Here is a 21,539-nt window from a genome sequence, read left to right as displayed (position 1 = left end):
GTACATGCCAGCGAACATCGCTGTCCCCTCTCCCCATGGCGACGCCCCGCTCATCCCCGAGCACGCCGCGCAAATTACCCCATTCGTTGGATAAGGCCTTCAGTTTAACGGGCCTCGGGACCCACATGATTACCCACAGCCCGAACCGGGCGACCCGAAAGACCCTTTCGGAAGATCAGCTTCCGAAGCGTGGAATTACTAATTCAATTAGAAATACAGGAAGACTACGCAGAGTGACCATGCGCTTTTGTCCGGACACGGACGATCCGCATAGGGTTCGCCCATCCGCGCACAGCCCACCCCGCCCCCCATCAGTGACGACTACCGCCAGTAACTACCTGAAGTGCGCAGACTCAGACTCCGGGAAAATCATTCCGACTCGGTCACGACCGAAACAACCTCGAACCGATCGGGCGTGTCGATCACACCTGGAACCGTCCGACAAGACACCGGGTGACCAAAACCCCTACGCCTAGGGGAAACCAGATGACACAACACCACAAAGGTATATGAACAGAACAAAATGGAACAGAGAACACCGATCTTCATCCGGTCACAAAAAATGGCGAAGGCTGGAATTCCAGCCTTCGCCGAGTAGCGGGTGAGCCCTCAGGCGGGTGGGGTGCCGGCGGCCCCCGCCTCGCGGGCCAACTGCTCCTCCCGGGCGCGCGCCAACCGACCCAGCACCTTGTCCCGCAGGTCCAGCGGGACCGGATCACAGCCGCAGTGCTTGGCCACGAGCTTCTTCACGGCCTCTTCCAGGCCGTACTCGTCCAGGCACGGGTTGCATCCGCTCAAGTGCTCGCGGACCTGTTCGCAGTCACCCTCGCCGAGCTCACCATCGATGTAGACGTAGATCCGCTCGAGCACCTCACTGCACGGGGTGTCCTTCTCAGGTTTGCCGTGGCCGCCGCTCATCGTCGATCTCCTCGATCCGACCCGCTCTGTGTCCGCCCGCCGGCGGAAGAACCAGTGGCGCCCACTCCGGCGGCCTCGGCCGCCCGCGTCGCCGGGAGGAACCCGCGGTCCACCGCGTACTCCTCCAGGTAGGTGCGCAACTGGCGCCGCCCCCTGTGCAGACGCGACATGACCGTCCCGATGGGGGTCCCCATGATCTCGGCGACCTCCTTGTACGCGAACCCCTCGACGTCGGCGAGGTAGACCGCGATACGGAAGTCCTCCGGCAGGTCCTGCAGCGCACGTTTGACGTCACTGTCGGGAAGGTGCTCGAGCGCTTCGGCCTCGGCCGACTTCAGCCCCGCCGCGGTGTGCGACGCGGCCCGAGCGAGCTGCCAGTCCTCGACGTCCTCGGTCCCGACCTGCTTCGGCTCCCGCTGCTTCTTCCGGTACGAGTTGATGAAGGTGTTCGTGAGGATGCGGTACAGCCACGCCTTGAGGTTGGTCCCCGCCTTGAACTGGTGGAAGGACCCGAACGCCTTCGCGAAGGTCTCTTGAACCAGATCCTCCGCGTCCGCCGGGTTGCGGGTCATGCGCAGCGCCGCCGAGTAGAGCTGGTCGAGGAAGGGGAGCACGTCCCTCTCGAACCGCTCGTCCCGTTCCTCGGCTGTCTCCTGGCTCTGTTCCAAGCCCTTCGGCCTCCTCGCGCTGGTCCCTGGTGGGGTGTCCATATCCAAACGATACGGTCCCACACCCCGAACCCTCGCATCGACGTGGCCTGACACCACTTCCTCGCGCTCCAAGCACGCGCCGGCAGTCGGCATGGTTCTCGTGTTCCTCCCTCGCGAGTGACGAATACGGCGAACACCCCCGGGCACCCGCACTTTCCGGACAGGTCTCGTTGACAACAACGGGTTCCGTTCGCTGATTCCGTGGAGCCGACGACCGACGGCCCTCGAAAGTTCGACGATTGGCCCCGTCGGTAAAGGTGAGGCATGGCAGAGTGCGGGTAGGACACCTGAAGGATTGGGAGAGGAGTGCACGTGCGACCGTCCCCGACTCCGGCCTCCGATCGCCCCCGATCGCCCGCGGCGCAGTTCGCCACCACCGACCGACTGTCGGACTACTGGCGTTTCTACTGGGCCGTCGCCGAGGCTCAGATCAGCCGTTGGCTACCGACCTCGCCCTCCCGGCTGCTCGACCTGTCCGGTCCGGACTTCCAGGGCACCTCCCGGGCCGTGGCCGCGGGACACGACGTGGTCACCCTCCTGCCTTCCGTGGACGCGGCGATACGGTGGCCGCTCACCCTGGTCAACGGCCGGGCCGTGGTGCCCCGGCCGGCCCGTCGGGGCCGGCTGCGCCACGTGGTCGGCGACTCCGCGTTCCTGCGTTCCTTCGCGGAGGGTTCCTTCGACGGGGTGATCGCCGACAACCGGGTCCTGTCCCGGCACCTGGCCACGGAGGGATCCATGGCCGAGGTCGCCCGGGTCCTGCGACCGGGCGGGCGGGCCCTGCTGTGCGTGGACTCGGTGGTGCTGGGCATGGCCCTGCTGGCCGAACAGGATTACTGGCCCGAGCTCAGTCACGCCCCCAGCGCCGACGTGCTGTTGGTGCCCTGGCCGGACGGTTCCATCACCCGCTGCTTCACCGCCGAGCAGCTCACCGAGATGGTCACCGACTCCGGGATGGAGTTGGAGTGGATCCGACCGCGCACGGTGCTGTCCGCCTCCACCGTGGAGATGATGTTGGCCCGCGATCCCCGGTCCATGGGTCGTCTGGTGGAGATGGAGATGCACGCGGCCGAGTCCGACGACTACGTGGGTGTGCACCTGATCGCGAGTGTCGTCAAACCCGTCTGAACCCTTCCGGTGGAGGTCGATGACTGCGACGGGTCAGCCCAGGTCGATGAGGAGGGTGAGGGCGAGCACGGCGTCGAAGAACAGCAGGCAGACACCCGCGCCCACGCCGGTGGCGAAGCTGATCGACACGTCACGACGGCGCGCCCCCCGAACGGCGAGGAACGGCCAGACGCAGAGCAGCACACCGACCAGGTGGAGGATGGGCTGGTTCAGCAGCGAGGCCAGCGGGAAGAAGTGCGCCCCCACCACCAGGCAGATCCAGGCAGAGGTGTACTCGGAACGGTCGACGACCCGTAGGACGATGGCACCCGCCAACGCCAGAGCGAACTCCAGGCCCACCACGATGAGGTACGTCCTCAGGTTGTCGCCGTCGGCGAGGACGCCCTCGCCCTGGGCTCCGAAGACCCGCACGACACCGTACGCCGCCAGGCCGAGCGCCAGGAGCGAACCCGCGCCCAGTGCCCAGCGGACCCGGTCATCGGGTGGTCGTTCCTGTGCCCACCCGAACCACGCGAAGGAGAAGAGACCGAAGACGGCCGTGGTCATCGCCAGGTCGAAGTCGACGATCTCCAAGCGGACCTCCTGTGTGCCGGGGCTCTTCGCTCACCTTGTCACAGGGGCCGGTGGGCCGCCAGAAACGGCGGCCCATCGGCGCTTCCGTGTCAGTCGGCCAGGGGCAGGTAGACGCGGTTACCGCCCTCGGCGAACTCTTCGGACTTGTCGGCCATGCCCTTCTCGATGGCCTCGACCGTGTCCAGTCCGTTCTCCTCGGCGTACCTGCGCACGTCCTGGGAGATCTTCATCGAGCAGAACCTGGGGCCGCACATGGAGCAGAAGTGCGCGGTCTTGGCGGGTTCGGCGGGCAGTGTCTCGTCGTGGAAGGACTGGGCGGTCTCGGGGTCCAGGGACAGGTTGAACTGGTCCCGCCAACGGAACTCGAAGCGCGCCTTGGACAGTTCGTCGTCCCACTTCTGCGCCTCGGGGTGCCCCTTGGCGACGTCCGCGGCGTGTGCGGCGAGCTTGTAGGTGATGACCCCGGTCTTGACGTCGTCCCGGTCGGGCAGACCCAGGTGTTCCTTGGGGGTGACGTAGCAGAGCATCGCGGTGCCGTGCCATCCGATCTGCGCGGCGCCGATCGCGGAGGTGATGTGGTCGTACCCGGGTGCGACGTCGGTGGCCAGGGGGCCGAGCGTGTAGAACGGCGCCTCGCCGCACAACTCCTCCTCCAGGCGAACGTTCTCCGCGATCTTGTCCATCGGCACGTGCCCGGGACCCTCGATCATCACCTGCACGTCGTGGGAGCGGGCGATGTGGGTGAGCTCGCCGAGGGTGCGCAGTTCGGCGAACTGGGCCTCGTCGTTGGCGTCGGCGATGGAGCCGGGGCGCAGCCCGTCGCCGAGGGAGAAGGTGATGTCGTACCGGCGGAAGATCTCACAGAGCTCCTCGTAGTGGGTGTAGAGGAAGCTCTCCTTGTGGTGGGCCAGGCACCAGGCGGCCATGATGGAGCCGCCCCGCGAGACGATGCCGGTGACTCGGCGGGCGGCCAGGGGAACGTAGCGGAGCAGGACGCCGGCGTGGACGGTCATGTAGTCCACGCCCTGTTCGGCCTGTTCGATGACGGTGTCCCGGTAGATCTCCCAGTCGAGCCTGGTGGGATCTCCGTCGACCTTCTCCAGCGCCTGGTAGATGGGGACCGTGCCGATGGGCACCGGAGAGTTACGGATGATGCGTTCTCGGGTCTGGTGGATGCGCTTGCCGGTGGACAGGTCCATCACGGTGTCGGCGCCCCAGCGGGTGGCCCACACCATCTTCTCCACCTCCTCCGGGACGGACGAGGTGACGGCCGAGTTGCCGATGTTGGCGTTGATCTTGACCAGGAACCTCTTGCCGATGATGGTCGGCTCGGACTCGGGGTGGTTGCGGTTGACCGGGATGACGGCCCGGCCGATGGCGACCTCGTCACGGACGAACTCGGGGGTGACCCCCTCCCGTGCGGCGACGAAGCGCATCTCGGGGGTGATGGTCCCGGCCTTGGCGTAGGTCATCTGGGTGACCGATCCGTTGACCGGGTCCAGGGCCCAGTCGGCGCGGGTGCGGGGCAGGCCCCGGTGGACGTCGATGTCGGCGGTGTCGTCGGTGTACGGGCCTGAGGTGTCGTACAGATCGAAGTGGCTGCCGTTGGTGAGTTCCACCCGACGTCGCGGAACGCGGAGCGTGGGACCCTCGGGGGTCTCGGTCTCGCTGTACACCTTGCGAGATCCCATGATGGGTCCGGTCGTCACGCGGTACGCGTCGGCGGTGGAGAGATCACGGCTGTCCATAGCCGTCATGGCAGGCCTCCCTACGTCGGAATTACCCGAACAGGTTCTGCGGTCGGCGACACCGTTGAGTCGCCCTCTCAGCCCGCCATGGCGCGAGCTCCCGCGTTGCGTATTCACATGTCGGCACGGCGAACGTGCCCTGGGACGCGTCGATCACGTCGTCCCGGCCCGGGGAGGTGGTCCCCTGTGGCCCCGGACACCATACACAGGGCCGGCCCCGGCCTGTCCACCCTCTCCGGGGTCAAAAGAGTGTGTCCGCCTCTTCCCCGCCACCGTCGGGGAGGGGTTCCAGCAGGTCGGGGCGGTTGTTCTTGATGCTGTTGACGTCGGTGGAGACCTCGTCGACGGAGAACCGCTCCACGGGGGTCGAGTCCAGCAGGTGGGACAGGTCGTCGGGACCGGAGGCCGGGTCGAGCCAGGCCGCCCAGTCGTCGGCGGGCATGATCACGGGCATGCGCTCGTGGATGTGCGCGAGTTCGGGGGCGGCCTCGGTGGTGATCACCGCGCACGACCACACCCAGGCGGCGGGGTCGTCCTCGGCCACCTCGGGGTCGCGCCAACGCTCGAAGATCCCGGCCATGGCCAGCGGTTCGTCGCCCTGGTAGTGGATGGAGAAGGGCTTCTTGGCCGCCTTGGCCTTGCGCTTGCGGTGACCGGGGTCCGTGGCTGGCGAGGTGCTGGCCTCGGCCGTGCCGTCCTTGTTGAGCAGTTGCCACTCGTAGTAGGCGTCGGCGGGCAGCAGGCAACGGCGGTGGCGGAAGGCCGACCGGAACGCGGGCTTGTCGGCGACGGTCTCACCACGGGCGTTGATCATGCGGTAGCCGATGTTGCGGTCCTTGGCCCAGGAGGGGACCAGACCCCAACGCAGGGTGTGCAGCGAACGCGGCCCCGCGGCTCCGGGGGCCCCGCCCTGCGGAGGCGGCCCGAAGACCGCCTGCACGGGGCGGCCGGGTGAGATGTTGTAGTCGGGGTCGAGTTCCTCCAGCGGTGGCCACGCACGTGGGTCGGACTCCTCCCCCAGCGCCTGTTCCGGCAGGTCGAAGGCGAGTTGGAGCTGGTGCACGTTCCGTGACTGGGCATATCGACCGCACATGTGTCCGATTCTATGCCCAGGGTCCTCTCACGACCCCGCCGTGGCCCCGTTTCCGTGGGTCACGACCGCCCCGGGGACGACGTCGGCGCGGGTGAGGTGGACCAGGAGCGCACCGACCAGGCCGGCCGTCAGCGCCATGGCCGGTGCCCCCGGCGGCAGCCCCACGCCCCAACCGGCGGTGACCGGATCCTCGCCCGTGCCCGAGGCCGAAGTCCACCGGTTCTCCGCCTTTTCGCGCGGTACGCTTCCGGTTCCGCCGCCCTCGTGGCTCAGCCCCTCCCGGCGGGATCGGGCGCGGCGACGCTCTCGATCACCGTGCCCTTCTCGGGGTCGTTCGGATCGTCCTCGGGTCGGGAGCGCAGCGCCTGGACCAGACCGGCGAGGATCGCGACCACACCGAGCGGTCCCAGGGTCCAGGGCACCCACACGTCCAGCCCGCGCAGGATCAGCGAGCGGACCCTGGCCTGTTCGGCCAACGAGGACACCTGTCCCTCCGCGAGGACGAACTCGGCCTCCAGCAGCGAGACCTCCCCCGAACCGTTCTGCGGACGCAGGGTCTCGGTGCGTTCCTCGGTCATGTGGACGACCCTGCCGGTGATCGGCTCCACCCAGAAGGTCCGCTCGAACTCCAGCCAACGGGTGGCCGTCACGGTCCCCCGTGAGTCCCCGAACAGGGCCGCGGGCACGTCGCGGGCGGATTCGGGCATCTGGGTCTCGGAGAGCTCCTGGACGTATCGACGCACCGCCAGTCCGGCGACCTCGTCGTTCTCCTCGAAGACGACCGCGGGGGCGGCCCGCACCTCGGCGTCGTAGAAGGAGTGGTCACCCTCGGGCACCCCGGCGGGCCAGTCCAGGACCAACCCGGCCTGGCGGACGGCCCGGTCGCCGTTGACGTGTTCACCACAGCAGTTGACCGCGCGTCCGGTCTCTCGATCCACGATGACGCGACGGCTCCAGTGGTCGATGACCCGGTCGGAGTCGGTCGTGTCGACGGTCATCTCCCAGGCCGACCAGTCCGACCCGTGCGCGGTGCCCTCGATCCGGGTGGTCCGGTCCAGATCGGCGCCCTCCCGCCGGGTCCAGGTGGCGGTGTCCAGGTAGGTGGCGCCGGGGGCGTTCATTCGCAGTTGGTGGGAGACGTCCCCCGGCATCAGGGCGACCCGATCCTGCACGTAGAACGGCAGCAACAGCGCCATGGTCACCAGGAAGGCCCCCACCGCCACCAGGAGGGTGCCCGTGGGCAGCCGCCGGGCGGGTTCGGGGAGCAGCGGGGTGGGGCGCGCTTCGGGCACCCGCCCCACCTGCGAGAAAACGCTCACCTGTGGGCCTCCTCGACGTCGTGCGCGGGCCTGGCCCCGTCGTGCCCGGGCCCCTCGCCGTCGGGGATGTCCCGCCCATCGCCCAGGCCACCATCGTGCTCGTCGTCGTCCGGGGCGGAGGGCCCCTCGAAGGCCGGCGCCTCCGTCGGCTCGGACACGACGTCCTCCACCGACGGGGTGTCGTCGGACGGCGGTTCCGTCTCCTCCCCACGCTGACCCAACGCCAGGACCAGGCGGGCCATCGCGGGCAGGCACAGAGCCTGTGGCACCCAGCCGCGCAGCGCGGCACCGAACGTCTCGGTGATGTCGTGGAACGGCATGTACACGGACAGGTAGGTTCCGACCGCGGTCGTCAGACCGGCGAGGGCCAACGAAACCGTGACCACCCAGGGGCCGGCCAGGTGCGGCAGCGCCCGGCCGCCCATCGACGGTCTTCCGGGTTTGGCGTGGCGCAGGCGTTCGGGTACCCCACGGGCCAGCCACCAGATCGCCAACAGGATGACGCCGACCACGACCGCCCCGGCCCAACCGGCGATCCACACCCCGTAGGCCAGGCCGAGCGGCAGGACCACCGGACGCGGCAGCCAACCGGGGCCGGCGTCGGGCAGGGCGCGACCGCCGCGCGGCGGGCCGGTGACCGAGCGTCGACCACCGGGCAGCAGGCGGCGCGGCCACAGGGCCAGCAGAACCAACAGCCCGGCGAGCGCGCCGCCGATGGCCAGGACCCGGTGGTAGACGGCGTCGGGGGTGTATTCGAGCGTGACCGTGCCCGCGGTGCCCTCGGGCAGCACCCAGGCCTGTTTCCAGCCTTCCAGGCGCACCGGTTCCAGCGGCCCGTCGACACCCTCGGCCCGGGCCTGCCAGCCCTCGTTGAAGTTCTCGTTGACCACCAGCAGGCTGTCCTCGTCGACCGACACGTCGAAGCTGCGCTCGCCGGGTCCCCAGGAGTGCAGGGTGTCGACCTCCGCCGTGGTGACCTCGGGCGCGGGCGCGTCGGCCAGGTCGGCGGTCTCCACCAGGGCCGAACGGACCTGGTAGCGGTTGCCGGGATCGACCACGACCCGGTTCCGGCCCTCGACGAGGTCGAGGTCGGTGCAGGTCTCGTAGCTCAGCGGCCGTCCCGTGAGTTGGTCGCCGAGAGTGCCCTCGCTGATCCGGGTCTCCACGCGCCGGTCGTTGACCCGCAGGGTCGGGCCGAGACCACAGGTGGTGGAGGCGTCGATGTCGGCGTCGGGGATCGGCTCGACCGGTGCCACGCCCGGCAGGTCGATGGTGCCGATCTCCAGGGCCTGTCCCTCGGGGCGTTCGAAGGTGATCCTCAGCGAGGAGGCGGTGAGTTCGGCGAAGTCCACGCGCCCGCTGCCATCCAGCCAACCCTCTCGGACGGTGTCGTCGCTTTCGACGGTGACCTTGATCGGACGCATCACGGTGTCGGCCCGGGGGAACTCGACCTTCATGTGGTCCAGGGTGGTCCGGCTGCCGAGGTCGATGTCGAGCGAGGGCCGTTTCTCCTCGGGGTCGGGGTACCAGACGGTGCTCTCGTCGTCGTCCAGAGCCCCCCTGCCCATCGCGGCGGGGTGCTGTACCGCGGTGGAGGAACCGGTGACACGGGGGTATCCACCGGCCCGATTGGCGGCGTTCTCGGCCTCCCTGGGGTCGGTGAGGACCACTTCGCCGGAGATGCGGTGCGGGGAGTTCGCCGACTCCTCCGACAGGGTGAACGTACGGTCCAGCCGTCCGGCGTCCTCTCCGCTCACCTCCAGGTCGGGGTTGCACACCCACGCGTGCGAACCCTCCATGCAGCCCGGGGCGGTGCCGGTGGAACCGGTGAAGAGCAGCGTCCCCGCGTCGGACGGGCCGGGCACGTCCAAGGTACGCGCGGTCTCCAGGCCCGGGATCGAGATGGAGCTGATCCCCACCCGGGTGCCGAAGCGGTACTCGGGTTCCCACGCGAGTTCGTCGATCCTGACCCGGAGCCTGGTGGTCTCCCCCGGTGGGGCGTTGAGTTCCTGGGGTTCGTCCGTCTCCGCGACGGCCACCTCGGACTCCCCGTTGTCGGTGATGAGGCCGACCCGGGAGGGCGGTGGTTCGCCGGGCAGTTGTTCGAAGGCGATGTTCAGCCCGTCGAGGCTGCGGGGCTCGGTGAACTCGACCTCCAACCACTGGCCCAGAGAACCCTCGAAAGCGCTGGAACGCCAGGCGGTACCGAGGTCGTCGTCGAGGGCGGCGTGCGGCGCGTGGCCCGGGTCGCGGTCGCCGGGGCGGGCCTCGACCCCCGCCTCAGAGGTGGACGCGGTGACCTCGGCGATGCCGATGTCGCGGGCGTGGGAGACGTACTCCTCCCAGGCCGGTTCGATGACGTCCGGGGCCGGCACGTCGCGCTCGTACTCCTGCTCCTCGGTCATGGTGGCCGAGAAGTTGCGGCGCACGTCGGAGTAGACGACCTCGCGGCGGCGCACCGTGTCGGTGACGATCGTGTTCTCGCCGTCGATGGCGTCGGCGCCGGGGTCGTCACCGAGCAGGATCGGGCGGTCGTCGTCGACCAGGCCCTGTTCCGCCAGGTGCAGGACGGACTCGGGGCCGCCGGTCACGCGAAGCGTGTCGGCGGAGGGCACGGTCCCGACCCGGGGAGCGGCGTCCTCCACCTCGTAGACGGTCAACGATGGGTAGGGCTGGTCGAACCACTGGGAGGCGGACCGGTGGTCGAGGGAGCCGATGACCGGGCCGAACTCGGCGGCCTCGGTGATGCCGGGCGAGTTCTGGAGGGTCTGGTGGACGCGGGCCGGCCAGCCGCCGTTGTTGCCCACTCGCTGAAGGTCGTTCCTGACGATGAGGTGGGTGACCCCGAGCCGGGCGAAGGTGTCGGACAGACCCTGTGATCCCCGCCCCGAGGAGACCCTCTGATCGATCTCGTGGGTGATGCGGGAGACGCCCGACGAACCCCACGGAATGATCTGGTGGTTGGTCCACGCCCCGGACAGCAACGGCTGCATGGGTTCGTCGAGGGGACGACCCCACTCGTACTCACCGCGGGCCGACCCGGGCAGCGCCATGGTCATGCCGCGTTCGTCGGAGCGCTCCTCCAGCCAGTCGACCGCCTCGTACCAGTAGTCGGGGATCTCCTCGAAGCCGCCCTTGGGCGCGATGCCGACCGTGGCGATCGGTACGAGCGTGACCAGGAAGACCGCGGCGGAGCCGCCCGCGACGGCGCGTCGCACCTTCGTCGAGACCACCGCGCCAAGGCGGTCGGCCCGGTCTCGGGCGACCACGACCGGCAGGTGGGCCAGGCCCAGGACGATGGGCAAACGGATGAGCGCGTCGAACTTGTGGACGTTGCGGAACGGGGACAGCGCACCGTCGAACAGTTCCCGCATGGACGCGGCGAAGGGGCCGGTGAGGTCACCCGTGTAGCCGGCGACCACGATGGCCGTGCCGGCCAGGAGGCTGCTGATGAGGAAGAGGCGTTCGGGGGTGCGCCGGTTGATGAGTCCGGCCAGACCGAGCCCGGCGACCAGTGCGGTGACCGCCACCAGCCACGGGGTGAGCGAAAGCTCCGCGCCCGACGGCAGGGCCGTGTTGCCCATGTCGGGCAGGAAGCCCATCCAGTTCGAGGTGCCGCGCAGCGCGTTGAACAGCGAGGTGATGCCGGTGGTGACGCCGGCGTCCTCGGTGTAGGGCATGAACGAGTACACGTACCGCGACATGATGAGCAGCGGCACGATGTACCAGAACGAGGCCAGGACCAGGGCGAACGCCCACCACAGGATCAGCCGCCACTTGCGCCGACCGTTGGTGCGGGTCAACAGGTACAGGCCCGGGACGACGAGGACGGCCAGTTCCGAGGCGGCGTTGGTACCGCCGCACATGAGGAACGCCAGCCCCGACAACAACGCCATGCGCCCCGGTGGGTACCGGTGTTTGGCCCCCAGGATGAGCGGCAGCAGGATCCACGGCATGAGCAGCATGGGCTGTAGCTCGGCCGAGTTGTACGACAGCAGCGTGAGCACCCGCGGCGCCAGCGCGTAGGCGATGCCGGCGATGACGCGGGTGTTGACGGTCCCGAGCCCCAGGGCCTCGGCGACCTTGTAGGTGCCGAGGAACGCCGCGATGAGCAGCACCGCCATCCACGAGCGCTGAATGAGCCACTCGGGCATGCCGAGCACTTCGAACAGCAGGTGGAAGGGGCCGTTGGGGAAGAAGTACCCGTAGGCCTGGTTCTGGAGCTGCCCGAAGTAGGAGGCGTCCCACAGGTGCAGGGCGCGCTCCATGAACCCCGAGGGGTTGATCGTCAGGTCGATCTTGGTGTCGCTGACGATCCGACCGGGGTCGATGCTCGCCGCCAGCGCGCCCAGGAGCACACACACCGCGAGGACCTTGAGGCGCGCCAGCAGCCTCTGGTCCGGTCCACCAGGGGCGGACGGTGTCGTGGAATCCTCCGGTTCGCGCCTGGCGGTGGATTCCGCCGAAGTCACATCTTCGCTTTCTTGCCTGCTGCCGGGTCAGGGGGGTTCACGGGGGAATCGATGCCGAGTTCCGCGGCCACGAGGCGGGTCATCCGCGCGCCGCTCGCGTCCCAGGTGAATCGGGACGCCCAGGCGCGACAGGCGCGGCGGACCTCCTCGGCGCGCCGAGGGTCGGACAGTTCCTTCAAGGCCCGTGAGACGACGTCCTCCAGGGTCTCGCCCTCCTGGACGAGCCATCCGGTTTCTCCGTCACGGACCGAATCGCGCAATCCGTCCACATCGTAGGCCACCGTGGGCACGCCGAGCCGTGCGGCCTCGACGACCGTCAGGCCCCACCCCTCGAACTCGGAGGCGGTGACGTGCAGGTGGCAGGACGACAGGACGGCCTCCTTGTCCTCCTCGGAGAGGAATCCGTGCAGGTCGACCCGCTCACGTAGTCCGTCGCGCTCGACCTGCTCGGCGAGGTGTTCTCCCTCGGGACCGCGGCCGATGATGTGCACGCTCAGCCCGGGGTGATCGTCGGCCAGCGAACGGGCCAGGTCGACCACTCTGGACACACGCTTTTGCACCACCAGGCGACCGAGGCTGACCAGGGCGGGAGCGGTGCCGGGCTCGGGTGCGGGGGGCAGCGGGGCCAGGGCGGGTCCACCGTTGTGGACGACCTCGATGGGCGCGCGCCAGGCGAGCTTGTCGCGCATGGCGGCCCGGGAGGACTCCGAGACGGTGACGGTGGTGCAGTTCCGGTAGACCCGGGAGGCGACGGCGGACTCGACGAAGCGCCCGAACCAGGCCAGCGGAGCCGAGAAGTAGGCGTTGAACTGCAGGTCGTGGACGTGGTGCACGACGCTGACGACCTTCGTGCTCCGACGCAGTACCAGGCGGGACAGGAAGGGGATGCCGTTCATGCAGTCGAAGGCCAGGTGGTACTCGCGCCGCCACAGGGCGAGCCAGGCCATGACGCGCGGGTAGACGGTGAACTTGCCGCCCATCCGGCGGATGACGATGCCGTCCTTGGTCTCGACCCGGGCCTGGTGGGGTTCGCGGCTGGTCAGGAAGGTGACGATGGCGCCGCGTTCGGCCAGGTGGCGACTGATCCGCCAGGCGTACTCCTCGGCGCCGCCGGCGGTGGACTGCCAAGGGTCGCGCCAGTTGATCATGACGATCCGGACGCCGTCGAGACGGGGGCCGAGATCGATGGGGGCCGGGGTTCCGTCGGCCGTGACCGGTTCGGCGGTCGCGGACTCTTCGACCTCCGCCGAGGTGGGGGCGGGGATGGCGGTCGGAGCTGTGGTGACCGTGACGAGCCCGGGCTCCACCCGGCGGGGGACCTTCTGGAAGACCACACGCTCTCCTTCCGCGCGGTGCCCGACCCAGGCCTGCTTACGCTGAGCGAAGGAAGTATCGCTCTGAGCGAACACTCAGGGGCGGGGAGTGCAGCCGAACAGGCCCAAGGACCGGACGTCAGTGGGGTGGGGCGACCATCGTGATCGCGAGGGGGCGGCGGTGTGTCGGGTTCGAATCACCGGGGACCGGGTGCGTGGGGCGCCCCGCAGGTTGCGAGGCGCCCGCCGGACCTCGCGAACCCGAAGACCTAGCGGTCGCCGTAGTTGTAGAGGGTTTCGTTCACCGGTTCAGCGGTCGCGGTCGACTCGGTGGCGAGGTTGGTGGCCACCACGGTGGCACCTCCCGCCAGAGCCGCGCCGATCACGCAGGCGGCGATTACCTTGATCACTTGAGGATCTCCTTCCGCACGCTCCGAACCGTTCTGGATCGGGGCGCTGGAAACCGAGACTAGAACCTGATCTAGCTACAGACCAGATGGTTGCCCCAACTGTAACTAACCCTCCGGTAACTTCCAACCCCGAAATGTGCTCTTCGCACGCATCCATATGCTGGTCAGGGGCGGCCAAGTGGCCTGGATCACCTGGTGGGAACAGGATCGACGATGAAACCAGAACCCGTTTCAAAGTGACCGAAAAAGCGTGTCCGACCCTCTCACGGAGGTCAGATCCCGGCCGTGGGCCCTTCGACCGGATCACCGTGACGGGGTTGCCTTCGTGCGACCGTGGACATCGCCCAGACGATGGTTCCCAGACTGGTCAGAGCACCGGCGACGACCGGAACGGACACGCTCTGCGGGGTCGCTTCGACGAACACGTCGTCGACCTCGAACAGTGCCATGTCGACCCCCTCCACCACCGGGGACAACCCGTCGGTGTCGGAGAGGCCGTGGTCGACCGGGGCGGACACCGCCACGTACCGAACGCCCATCGACCCCAGGAGCTCGGGGAGCCCCGCGGTTTCGATCCGTGGCATCGCGTTCTCGGAGTCCAGGTCGAGCGATTCGGCGACCCGCCGTGCCCGCAGGTCCTCCCCCGTCACCACCACGGTCCCGCCGTCCGGGGTACCGACCCTCAGGTCGTCGTTCCAGAGCACGCGCCGGTCGAACAGCTTGGTGGCCGGGTCCAGCACCACCACCGGTTCCCCGGACCAGTCCGGCCCCCGGTAGGCGCTCCAGGGCAGCACCAGGACGGCGCCGGGACGTTCGTCCGCGGCCACCGCGGCCTGTGCCTCCCGCCAGGCCGACGGGTACTCCACGGGTGCGAGCCCCCCGCCGGCGCCCCACAGCAACCCGGGGAGCGCCACCACCGGTGACAGCCCCAGGACCACCGTGGTCACCAGCCGGCCCATGCCGGGCACCGGGGGCCCTTCGGTCGGGGTCGTCTGCGGCGTCGTCTCGGGCAGGGCTCGGAGCGCCCACAGGACCACCGCCCCCAGCCCCAGGGACTGCAGCAGGGCCAAGGGGGCGACGTACAGTTGGCCGTCGCGCAGCGGACCGAAGCCGGGCCAAAGGTCGATCAGCGCGACCGAGAGCCCCGGGGTGAGCACACCCATCAGGGCGATCGCCAGGCCCAGCGCCGCCGACACCGACAACCCCACCGCCACGACCGGACGCGCCCGGCGCCACCACCAGGCCCAGCCGGCGAGCGCGGCCGTCACCACCAGGGCCCTGAGAGCGGCCGTGACGGGCTCTCCGTATCCGGGCGGCACCGCGCCCTCGTTCCACACCCCGCCGAGCAGCAGGAGCGAACCGAACGCGCCGAAGGGTGTGTCGGAGCGGGCCGCGAAGGCCGTCACCCCGGCCGGATCGGTGGCGGCGCCGCTGAGGATCGAGGGGATCAGCCAGGGCGACGACAGCAGGATCAGCGCCAGGACCAGGAGCCCGGCGTCCCGCAGTCGGCGCAGCGCGGTCGGACCGGCGGTCAACGCGCTGAGCAGTACCGACGAGAACCCGCCGATCGCGGCGGGTACCAGGGCGCACACCACCCCGGCGAGCCCTCGGGCGGGCCGAAGCGACGCCATGCGGACCACCGCCGCCAGGACCCAGGGCAGCCCCGCGTATCCCAGCAGGACCGCCCACTGTCCCAACAGCAGACGCTCGGCCACGAACGGGTTCCACACGTAGGCCGCCCCGGCGGCCGCACCCGCGACCAGGCCGGCCACGGGGACCGGCCCCTTCCCGTACACCAGGCCGGTGAGCAGACGGAACGCGCCGGCCACACCCAGGACGAACACCGCGGCCAGCATCAGGCTCTGCACCACATGGCCCGGCAGGACCGTGGACAGGGCCGCGACCACCGCGTCGCTCGGGACCGCCCGGGGAAACCCGTCCGCGCCGGCCAGCACGGCCCGCAGGGACGGGTCGGGCACGAAGACCATGTCGTATCGGAGGACATGGCCGGAGCCCAGCGCGGGCCCCAGGGCCAAGAACGCCACCAGCGCCCCCAGGGCCCAGGGCACCAGGCGAAGCGCCATCAGTGGTCCACCAGCGCAAGACTCGCGGAGTAGCCGCCCTCCACGTAGTCGCGGTAGGAACGCACCACGACCTCGTAGGGGCCCGACACCGTGACCTGCCATCGGGCCCGGTCCCCCGAGGAGCCGAGCGTGCGCCAACCCTCGCCGTCCTCCGGCCCGCGGTCATCGCGCGGAGCACAGACGGCACCGGGCTCAGGGGGCGGGCTCGACGGCGGTGGCGTGGGGGCGGGGGCCGGTTCCGGTTCGGGACGCGGCGAAGGCGGTGGTTCCGAGGGGGTCGGCCTCGGTCGATCCGGCTCCCCGCCCCCGACGTTCTGCTCGTCGTCGATGGTCGTGGTGGTCTCCCCGGCGGCGGGCATCGTCTCACGGGAACGCCGGTAGGAGTCCCCTGGAGCACATTCGAGGAGCCGGACCCACACCTCGTAGTGGCTCGCGTCCTCGACCTCGTCCCAGACGAGCAGCGCCCCGTCGTCCCGCGGTTCCAGCCCGGTCGGGCCCGGCGGCGGGTCGTCGTCCCAGACCAGCCGGAGCGGTTCGGACTCCACTCCCTCGTCGCGGCCCTTGACGGGTCGTACGACGAACTCGTAGCGGGCACCGCTCAGCAGCGACTCGACGGTGACGGAGCCTCGACCGTCGTCGACGTCCACGTCGAAGGGGAGCACGAAGGGGTCGTCGGGGGCGGGTTCGATCCTGCGCTGCACCACGCGGTAGTCGGTGGCTCCGGGGACGTTCGCCCAGGACAGCAGGAGGCCGTCGTCGGTTTCCTCGTATTCGGGCTCGGGCGCGGTCAGCGGCCCGGTGGACAGGTCGGGGAAGGGACGGGGGAACTCCCCGCCCACGCCCAAGGGCCGGGCCAACGCGTCGGCGAAGGCCGCCGCGATCTTGAGTTCACCGCGAACGTTGGGGTGGGTGGCGTCCCAGTTGTCGAAGGCGGGAGTGTAGTCCCGGGCGGTCTGGGCGACCACCACCGGCGAATCGGCCGAGGTCAACTGTTGGGCGAGGTCGACCAGGCCCATGTTGAACTGTTCGATCTCCCGGTTGATCCGATCGTCGTCGTCGGTGCCGTCCACGTCGGGCAGCTCGCCCACCACGAAGCGGGCGTCACCGAGCACCACCCGCACGGTGGAGACGATCTCGGCGACGCCGTCCAGCGCGTGGTCGGCTCCCCCGCCGTTGAGGATGTCCTCGGTCCCGGCCAACAGGAGCAGGTAGTGGGGGTCGTACTCGGCGGCGACGGCGGCGACATCGGTGGCGAGTTCCTGGGCGGTGGCGTCCCAACGGGCCGCGTGGTCGGTGTCGAAGTCGGGGTCGGCGTAGTCGTGGGCGCCGAAGTCCTCGTCGGCGAGGGAGTAGAGGTCGTCGTTGGGTCCGACCAGGTCGAAGTCGATCTCCTGGTCGGACAGGTGGGACCACAGGTGGTAGCGCCAGGTGTGGTCCCCGCTACTGCCCTGGGTCGCGGAGTCGCCGATAGGCATGATCCGCAGCTCCCCGTCGGGCGGGCCGGGCATGGCGGCCGGTTCCTCGGCCTGGTCGTCGCCCTCCGCCCCGAGACCGCCCGAACCGGTCTGCAGGAGCATCATGGTGACGGCCATGGCGGCGAGCATGACGCCGAGCAGCCCCAACGGGCCGGGTTCGAAGCGCGAACCTCCCCGCTCCCACAGGCCTTGGAATCGGCTCGCCGACGGGCCGGGGCGAAGGAGGTCGCGCCAGGTGGACCCGCGCCAGTACTCGCGGCTCGTCCACGTGGGGAGCCGGTCGCGCCAAGCCCTCGGGCGAGGCCCCTCCGACCCGCTCTCGGATGCCCGGCCCTCGGGGGTCCCGGGGGTCTCGGTCACGTCCTCTTCCTGGGGGGTCTCGTCGTCGCCCGGGTCCTGCACCGTGCCCCATCTCTCGCCGCGGCGCCTAGCGGTAGTTACAGGTTCCTATTCGACCTGCGAGTGGCATCCACCCTGCTGGGACAGGAGCTTAGGCGTCACTCGCCAGACAAGACTAGAACTGGTTATATGGAGGCCGTCAACCTTCGGGCCCGTCCGGGTCACGGAGCGCCGAGCCGAAAGGCCTCCCCCTCGTGATCGGTCTCCTGGTCGCGCTGTTCTCAGCGGTGGTCTACACGATCGGACTGACCGTGGAGCAGCGTGCCTTGCACGGCTCCGAGTCGATCTCGATCAACCGTCCGCTTCACCTCGCCAGGGTACTGCTGGGCAATCCGAAATGGGTTCTCGGTTGCGTGTTCGCCGCGCTGGGCAGCGTCGGTCTGATCGTCTCCCTCGGCCTGGCCCCGGTGTCGGTCTCCCAACCCGCCTTCGCCGCCGGTGTGGCCACGACCCTGCTGGTCATCACCCTGGTGCGCGGTGAGCGGATCACCCGGGGCGAGTATGTCGCGCTCGGTGTGATGCCGGTGGCCCTGGGCCTGCTGAGCCTGTCCACGGTGGACGGCGCGGAGACCGGGACGACCGCGGACACGCCCCTTCTGGTCGTGGTCAGTGTGGGCACCGTGTTGGCCTGCGTGGCCGTCATGAGCGTGGTCGGAGGACGTGGGAAGTACATCTCGGCCGCCGCCATGGGCGCCGCCGCCGGCCTCGCCCAGGGCAGCGCCGGGCTCCAGGGGAAGGGCCTGGGCGGCCTCCTCGCCGACCACGGGCTCTGGGCCGCGATCGGCCCCGCGCTGCTGTCGCCCTACCCGTACCTGTACGCGCTGGGCTGGGCCGTGGGCATCGTGCTCTTCCAGACCTCCCTGCAACGTTCCCGGGCCTCCATCACCGCCCCGGTCGCCAATGTGGTGGGCAACGTGTTCACGGTGGTGGCGGGCACGCTTCTGTTCGGGGAGAGCCTGCCCGAGGACCCGCTCACCATGGCCCTGCGGGTGGGCGGGTTCGCCCTGACCCTGGTCGTGGTGGTGTTGGTGCGCGGCAACGTCGCCCAGGCCGAGGCCGACACCAGTCGGTTGCGCGGTGAGTCCACCCCCAGCACATGAGGACGATCGCCCCTACCGGACCGGACGATCGAGGGCCCCGCCGTGTGACGGCGGGGCCCTCGTCGCTTTGTCACTCAGGCGGCTACGGAGACGGCCTGACGCAGGCCGGGCGCGGCCACGTCGGCCCAGGCCCGGACGACGCCCTCGGGCTCGCCGGTCTCGTCGCTGGACAGGATCAGGCCGGGCTCGGCGACCCAGGCGCCGAGGTCGGCCAAGAGGACGCGCAGGTCCTCCTCGATGCCGTGGCTGTTGCGCAGGTCCTCGACGACGGCCAGCGGGATGGCGACGGTGTGGCCCAGGCCCAGCTCGGGCAGTCGGTCCAGGAAGACCTTGAGCAGGCCGGTGTAGGTGCCGTGCACCTGCGGCGAGGCGACGAGCAGCACGTCACCGGAGCGGACCGTCTCCAGCGCCTCGGAGACCGCGGCGGAGGAGTCGTCGAGCAGGTCCGAACCGAGGTCGGCCAGATCGATGACGTCGGGTGTGGTGGTGACGCCGGCGCGGACGGCGACCTCGGTGGCGGCGCGCAGGGCGGCGGTGCGGACGGAGGAACCGGAACGGGGTGCGGCGACGAGCACGGTGAAGCGAGTCATGCGGAGAACTCCTGGGTTCGGTCTGAGCGAGCCGGGATCGACCGGAAGGGAACGCGGGGGGCGGTGATCGGAAGCGGGACACCGGAGTAGAACCGTGTTCCTCACGAGTCGGCGCGCGGCGCGGGACCTGGCGGTCCGGCGTCGGGGTTCGCGTCGGTTCGCGCGGGGGTGCTCATTCGGACCGAGGAGATCCGTGGACCCATGGAGTGGGAGCCGAGCGTCCGGTGTCTGCGTAGGGGCACAAGGGCACGGGATGGACCCGTGGCGCGGGGCAGGGCCCCGCAAAGGCGCTAGCTACGACAGAGCGCGCTCGCCTGCTGTCGAAGGTCGACGTGCAGGCGCTGGACAAGCAGCTCACCGGCGGACATGTCTCCATCATGAGGTGAGTCGGCCACTATCGTCAATGCGTGCCGACGCCTCTCCCGAGGGGGCGCGGGGCTCCGTGGGCGCCGGTCCACCTCGCGGACACGTGTCCCAGAATGCGGGATCACCCCCTGTTCCCTGGGAAGACGTCGCCCGAAGGGGGCGCGCGCGACCCCCCGAGAACCTCGCGGTCACACGAATGTAATTTACGACACACAGCGCCCGTCGCACCGTCGCGGCGGGGCCCGCACAGGAGGAGAAGCCCCACCCATGGCCCACACACCCCTGACCCTCACCGGCGCGCGCGTGGTGACGGCCGACGGCACCCACGACGGCTGGGTTCGGATCGAGAACGGTCGGGTGGCCGAACTCGGCACCGGCGACCCCGGCCCGGGAGAACGCCACGACCTCGGTGGGCGACTGGTCGCCCCGGGGCTGGTCGACACCCACATCCACGGAGGCACGGGGCGTTCCTTCCCCGAGGCCGACCCCGAGGGGGTACGCGAGATCGTGGAGTTCAATCGACGGTCGGGGGTGACCTCCGTGGTGGGCGGTTTGGTCGCGGCCTCGCCGGAGGAGACGCTCCGTCAGGTCTCGGCGTTGGCCGAGTCCTGCGAGGAGGGCACACTGTCCGGTGTGTACCTGGAGGGGCCGTTCATCGCCAAGTCACGGTGCGGCGCGCACGACCCCGAGCTGCTGCGCGACCCGGACACCGCGGAGTTCGACGCCTGGCTGAAGGCGGGCCGTGGACACGTTCGGATGATCACGGTCGCCCCCGAGCTGCCCGGAGCCCTGGAGCTGATCCGCGCCGCGGTGTCATCGGGCGTGGTGGCGGCCGTGGGACACACCGAGGCCACCTACGAGCAGACGCTGGCGGCCATCGACGCGGGGGCGACGGTGGCCACTCACGTCTACAACGCGATGCGACCGCTCAACCACCGCGACCCCGGGCCCATCGCGGCGGTCCTGGGCGACGAACGCGTGACGGTGGAGCTGATCCTGGACAACGTGCACGTTCACCCGGGTGCGGCGCGACTGGTGTTCGACGCGGCCGGCCCGGGCCGGGTTTCGCTGGTGACGGACGCGATGTCGGCGACCGGGCTCGGCGACGGCGAGTACACGCTGGGCGACCTACGAGTACGGGTGAGCGAGGGGCGCGCCCACGTGATCGAGACGGGTGCGATCGCCTCCAGCACCATCGTGCTGCCGCAGGCGGTGCGCAACACGGTCGCGGTGGGGGTTCCGGTCGAGGAGGCGGTGCGCTCGGCCTCTTCGGTACCGGCGTCCACCCTGGGTCTGGGCGAGGCCGGACGGGTCGAGGCCGGTGGGCACGCCGACCTGGTGGTGCTCAATGAGGACCTTTCGGTCGCCGACGTGATGTATCGGGGCAGGTGGGTCGCCTAACGGCGTGTCGTGGGCACGGTACGGATGAGTAACTTGCCTCTGGGCGACAATTGTCAACAGGGCATCGAGGAATGCACCGTGCTCGTCACGAAAGGATCCGCCATGGCCCAGTCGAGACAGGTGAACGACCAGCAGCCGACCCAAGCGCCCTCCGAGGAGCGAGGTCACCTCGGCAAGCTCGCCGGTGAACTGTCCCGCTACGAAGTCCGTGCGGAAGTGGTGGAGGAACCGGGCCTGTGCCTGCGCGTCGGCAACCCGGAGTCCGTCCACGCGGTCGAGGACGTGATCTGTGAACGCCGAGAACACGACTACGCGTTCATCGCATCGTTCGGGGTCCACCTGGGCAACAGCGGCAGCCTGTCGCTCACTGCCCACAAGATCGCGTGGCTGGTGGGGGCCACCAAGAAGTGACCGACCCGGACCCGACGGGGACGGCACCG

At 69.8% G+C, this 21,539-nt stretch carries 16 protein-coding genes and 1 riboswitch; of the genes, 4 read left to right on the top strand and 12 right to left on the bottom strand.

What is annotated here, in order from left to right:
- Positions 1-609 precede the first annotated feature (609 nt).
- Both rsrA and K8V84_RS17540 read right to left on the bottom strand, forming a co-directional pair.
- The gene (gene rsrA, locus K8V84_RS17545; RefSeq protein WP_304076233.1) at positions 610-918 is read right to left on the bottom strand and encodes a mycothiol system anti-sigma-R factor; all 309 of its coding nucleotides are present in this window, start codon (positions 916-918) and stop codon (positions 610-612) included.
- Entirely contained in the window at positions 915-1,586 is a 672-nt protein-coding gene (locus tag K8V84_RS17540; RefSeq protein ID WP_304076231.1) for a sigma-70 family RNA polymerase sigma factor, read from the bottom strand. Before K8V84_RS17540 ends, rsrA begins: the two co-directional genes overlap by 4 nt.
- 348 nt (positions 1,587-1,934) lie before the next feature.
- Here K8V84_RS17540 and K8V84_RS17535 point away from each other — a divergent pair, with 348 nt between their 5' ends.
- Positions 1,935-2,756 (top strand): class I SAM-dependent methyltransferase, encoded by an 822-nt coding sequence (locus K8V84_RS17535; protein ID WP_304076229.1) that lies wholly within the window; start codon positions 1,935-1,937, stop codon positions 2,754-2,756.
- Positions 2,757-2,789: 33 nt separating this feature from the next.
- Here K8V84_RS17535 and K8V84_RS17530 read toward each other — a convergent pair whose 3' ends face one another.
- From K8V84_RS17530 to K8V84_RS17490, 9 genes are all read right to left on the bottom strand, one after another.
- Positions 2,790-3,329: a hypothetical protein gene (locus K8V84_RS17530; protein ID WP_304076227.1), complete on the bottom strand. Its 540-nt coding sequence runs from the start codon at positions 3,327-3,329 to the stop codon at positions 2,790-2,792.
- An 89-nt stretch (positions 3,330-3,418) separates the two neighbouring features.
- A complete protein-coding gene (thiC, locus tag K8V84_RS17525) occupies positions 3,419-5,086 on the bottom strand; it encodes a phosphomethylpyrimidine synthase ThiC (protein WP_304076225.1) in 1,668 nt (555 codons plus the stop codon).
- Positions 5,076-5,191, bottom strand: a riboswitch (TPP riboswitch). (Overlaps the previous gene by 11 nt.)
- Positions 5,192-5,318: 127 nt before the next feature.
- A complete protein-coding gene (locus K8V84_RS17520) occupies positions 5,319-6,170 on the bottom strand; it encodes an SOS response-associated peptidase (RefSeq protein WP_304076223.1) in 852 nt (283 codons plus the stop codon).
- Between the two features lie 269 nt (positions 6,171-6,439).
- Positions 6,440-7,489 (bottom strand): DUF3068 domain-containing protein, encoded by a 1,050-nt coding sequence (locus K8V84_RS17515; protein ID WP_304076221.1) that lies wholly within the window; start codon positions 7,487-7,489, stop codon positions 6,440-6,442.
- On the bottom strand, positions 7,486-11,961 hold the full coding sequence (locus K8V84_RS17510) for an alpha-(1->3)-arabinofuranosyltransferase (protein WP_304076219.1): 4,476 nt from the start codon (positions 11,959-11,961) through the stop codon (positions 7,486-7,488). Before K8V84_RS17510 ends, K8V84_RS17515 begins: the two co-directional genes overlap by 4 nt.
- A complete protein-coding gene (locus K8V84_RS17505; protein ID WP_304076217.1) occupies positions 11,958-13,295 on the bottom strand; it encodes a glycosyltransferase family 4 protein in 1,338 nt (445 codons plus the stop codon). Before K8V84_RS17505 ends, K8V84_RS17510 begins: the two co-directional genes overlap by 4 nt.
- Before the next feature lie 248 nt (positions 13,296-13,543).
- Positions 13,544-13,684 (bottom strand): hypothetical protein, encoded by a 141-nt coding sequence (locus tag K8V84_RS17500; RefSeq protein ID WP_017542507.1) that lies wholly within the window; start codon positions 13,682-13,684, stop codon positions 13,544-13,546.
- Between the two features lie 272 nt (positions 13,685-13,956).
- The gene (locus tag K8V84_RS17495; protein ID WP_304076213.1) at positions 13,957-15,768 is read right to left on the bottom strand and encodes a hypothetical protein; all 1,812 of its coding nucleotides are present in this window, start codon (positions 15,766-15,768) and stop codon (positions 13,957-13,959) included.
- On the bottom strand, positions 15,768-17,603 hold the full coding sequence (locus K8V84_RS17490; protein WP_304076212.1) for an SGNH/GDSL hydrolase family protein: 1,836 nt from the start codon (positions 17,601-17,603) through the stop codon (positions 15,768-15,770). The genes K8V84_RS17495 and K8V84_RS17490 overlap by 1 nt, the downstream gene beginning before the upstream one ends.
- A 233-nt stretch (positions 17,604-17,836) precedes the next feature.
- Between K8V84_RS17490 and K8V84_RS17485 the strand changes: the two genes are divergently transcribed.
- A complete protein-coding gene (locus K8V84_RS17485; protein ID WP_304076210.1) occupies positions 17,837-18,742 on the top strand; it encodes a hypothetical protein in 906 nt (301 codons plus the stop codon).
- Between the two features lie 74 nt (positions 18,743-18,816).
- Here the strand turns inward: K8V84_RS17485 and K8V84_RS17480 are convergent, their stop codons facing one another.
- Positions 18,817-19,332, bottom strand: coding sequence for an NADPH-dependent FMN reductase (locus K8V84_RS17480; RefSeq protein ID WP_304076209.1), 516 nt, complete (start codon positions 19,330-19,332; stop codon positions 18,817-18,819).
- A gap of 633 nt (positions 19,333-19,965) precedes the next feature.
- Here K8V84_RS17480 and nagA point away from each other — a divergent pair.
- Both nagA and K8V84_RS17470 read left to right on the top strand, forming a co-directional pair.
- On the top strand, positions 19,966-21,099 hold the full coding sequence (nagA, locus tag K8V84_RS17475) for an N-acetylglucosamine-6-phosphate deacetylase (RefSeq protein ID WP_304076207.1): 1,134 nt from the start codon (positions 19,966-19,968) through the stop codon (positions 21,097-21,099).
- A gap of 102 nt (positions 21,100-21,201) precedes the next feature.
- Positions 21,202-21,510 (top strand): hypothetical protein, encoded by a 309-nt coding sequence (locus K8V84_RS17470; RefSeq protein WP_304076205.1) that lies wholly within the window; start codon positions 21,202-21,204, stop codon positions 21,508-21,510.
- Positions 21,511-21,539: the final 29 nt, after the last annotated feature.

Origin of the sequence: Nocardiopsis listeri, assembly GCF_020741345.1 — a bacterium.
GTDB lineage: Bacteria > Actinomycetota > Actinomycetes > Streptosporangiales > Streptosporangiaceae > Nocardiopsis > Nocardiopsis listeri_A.
This window is presented reverse-complemented; position numbering and strand designations above follow the sequence as displayed.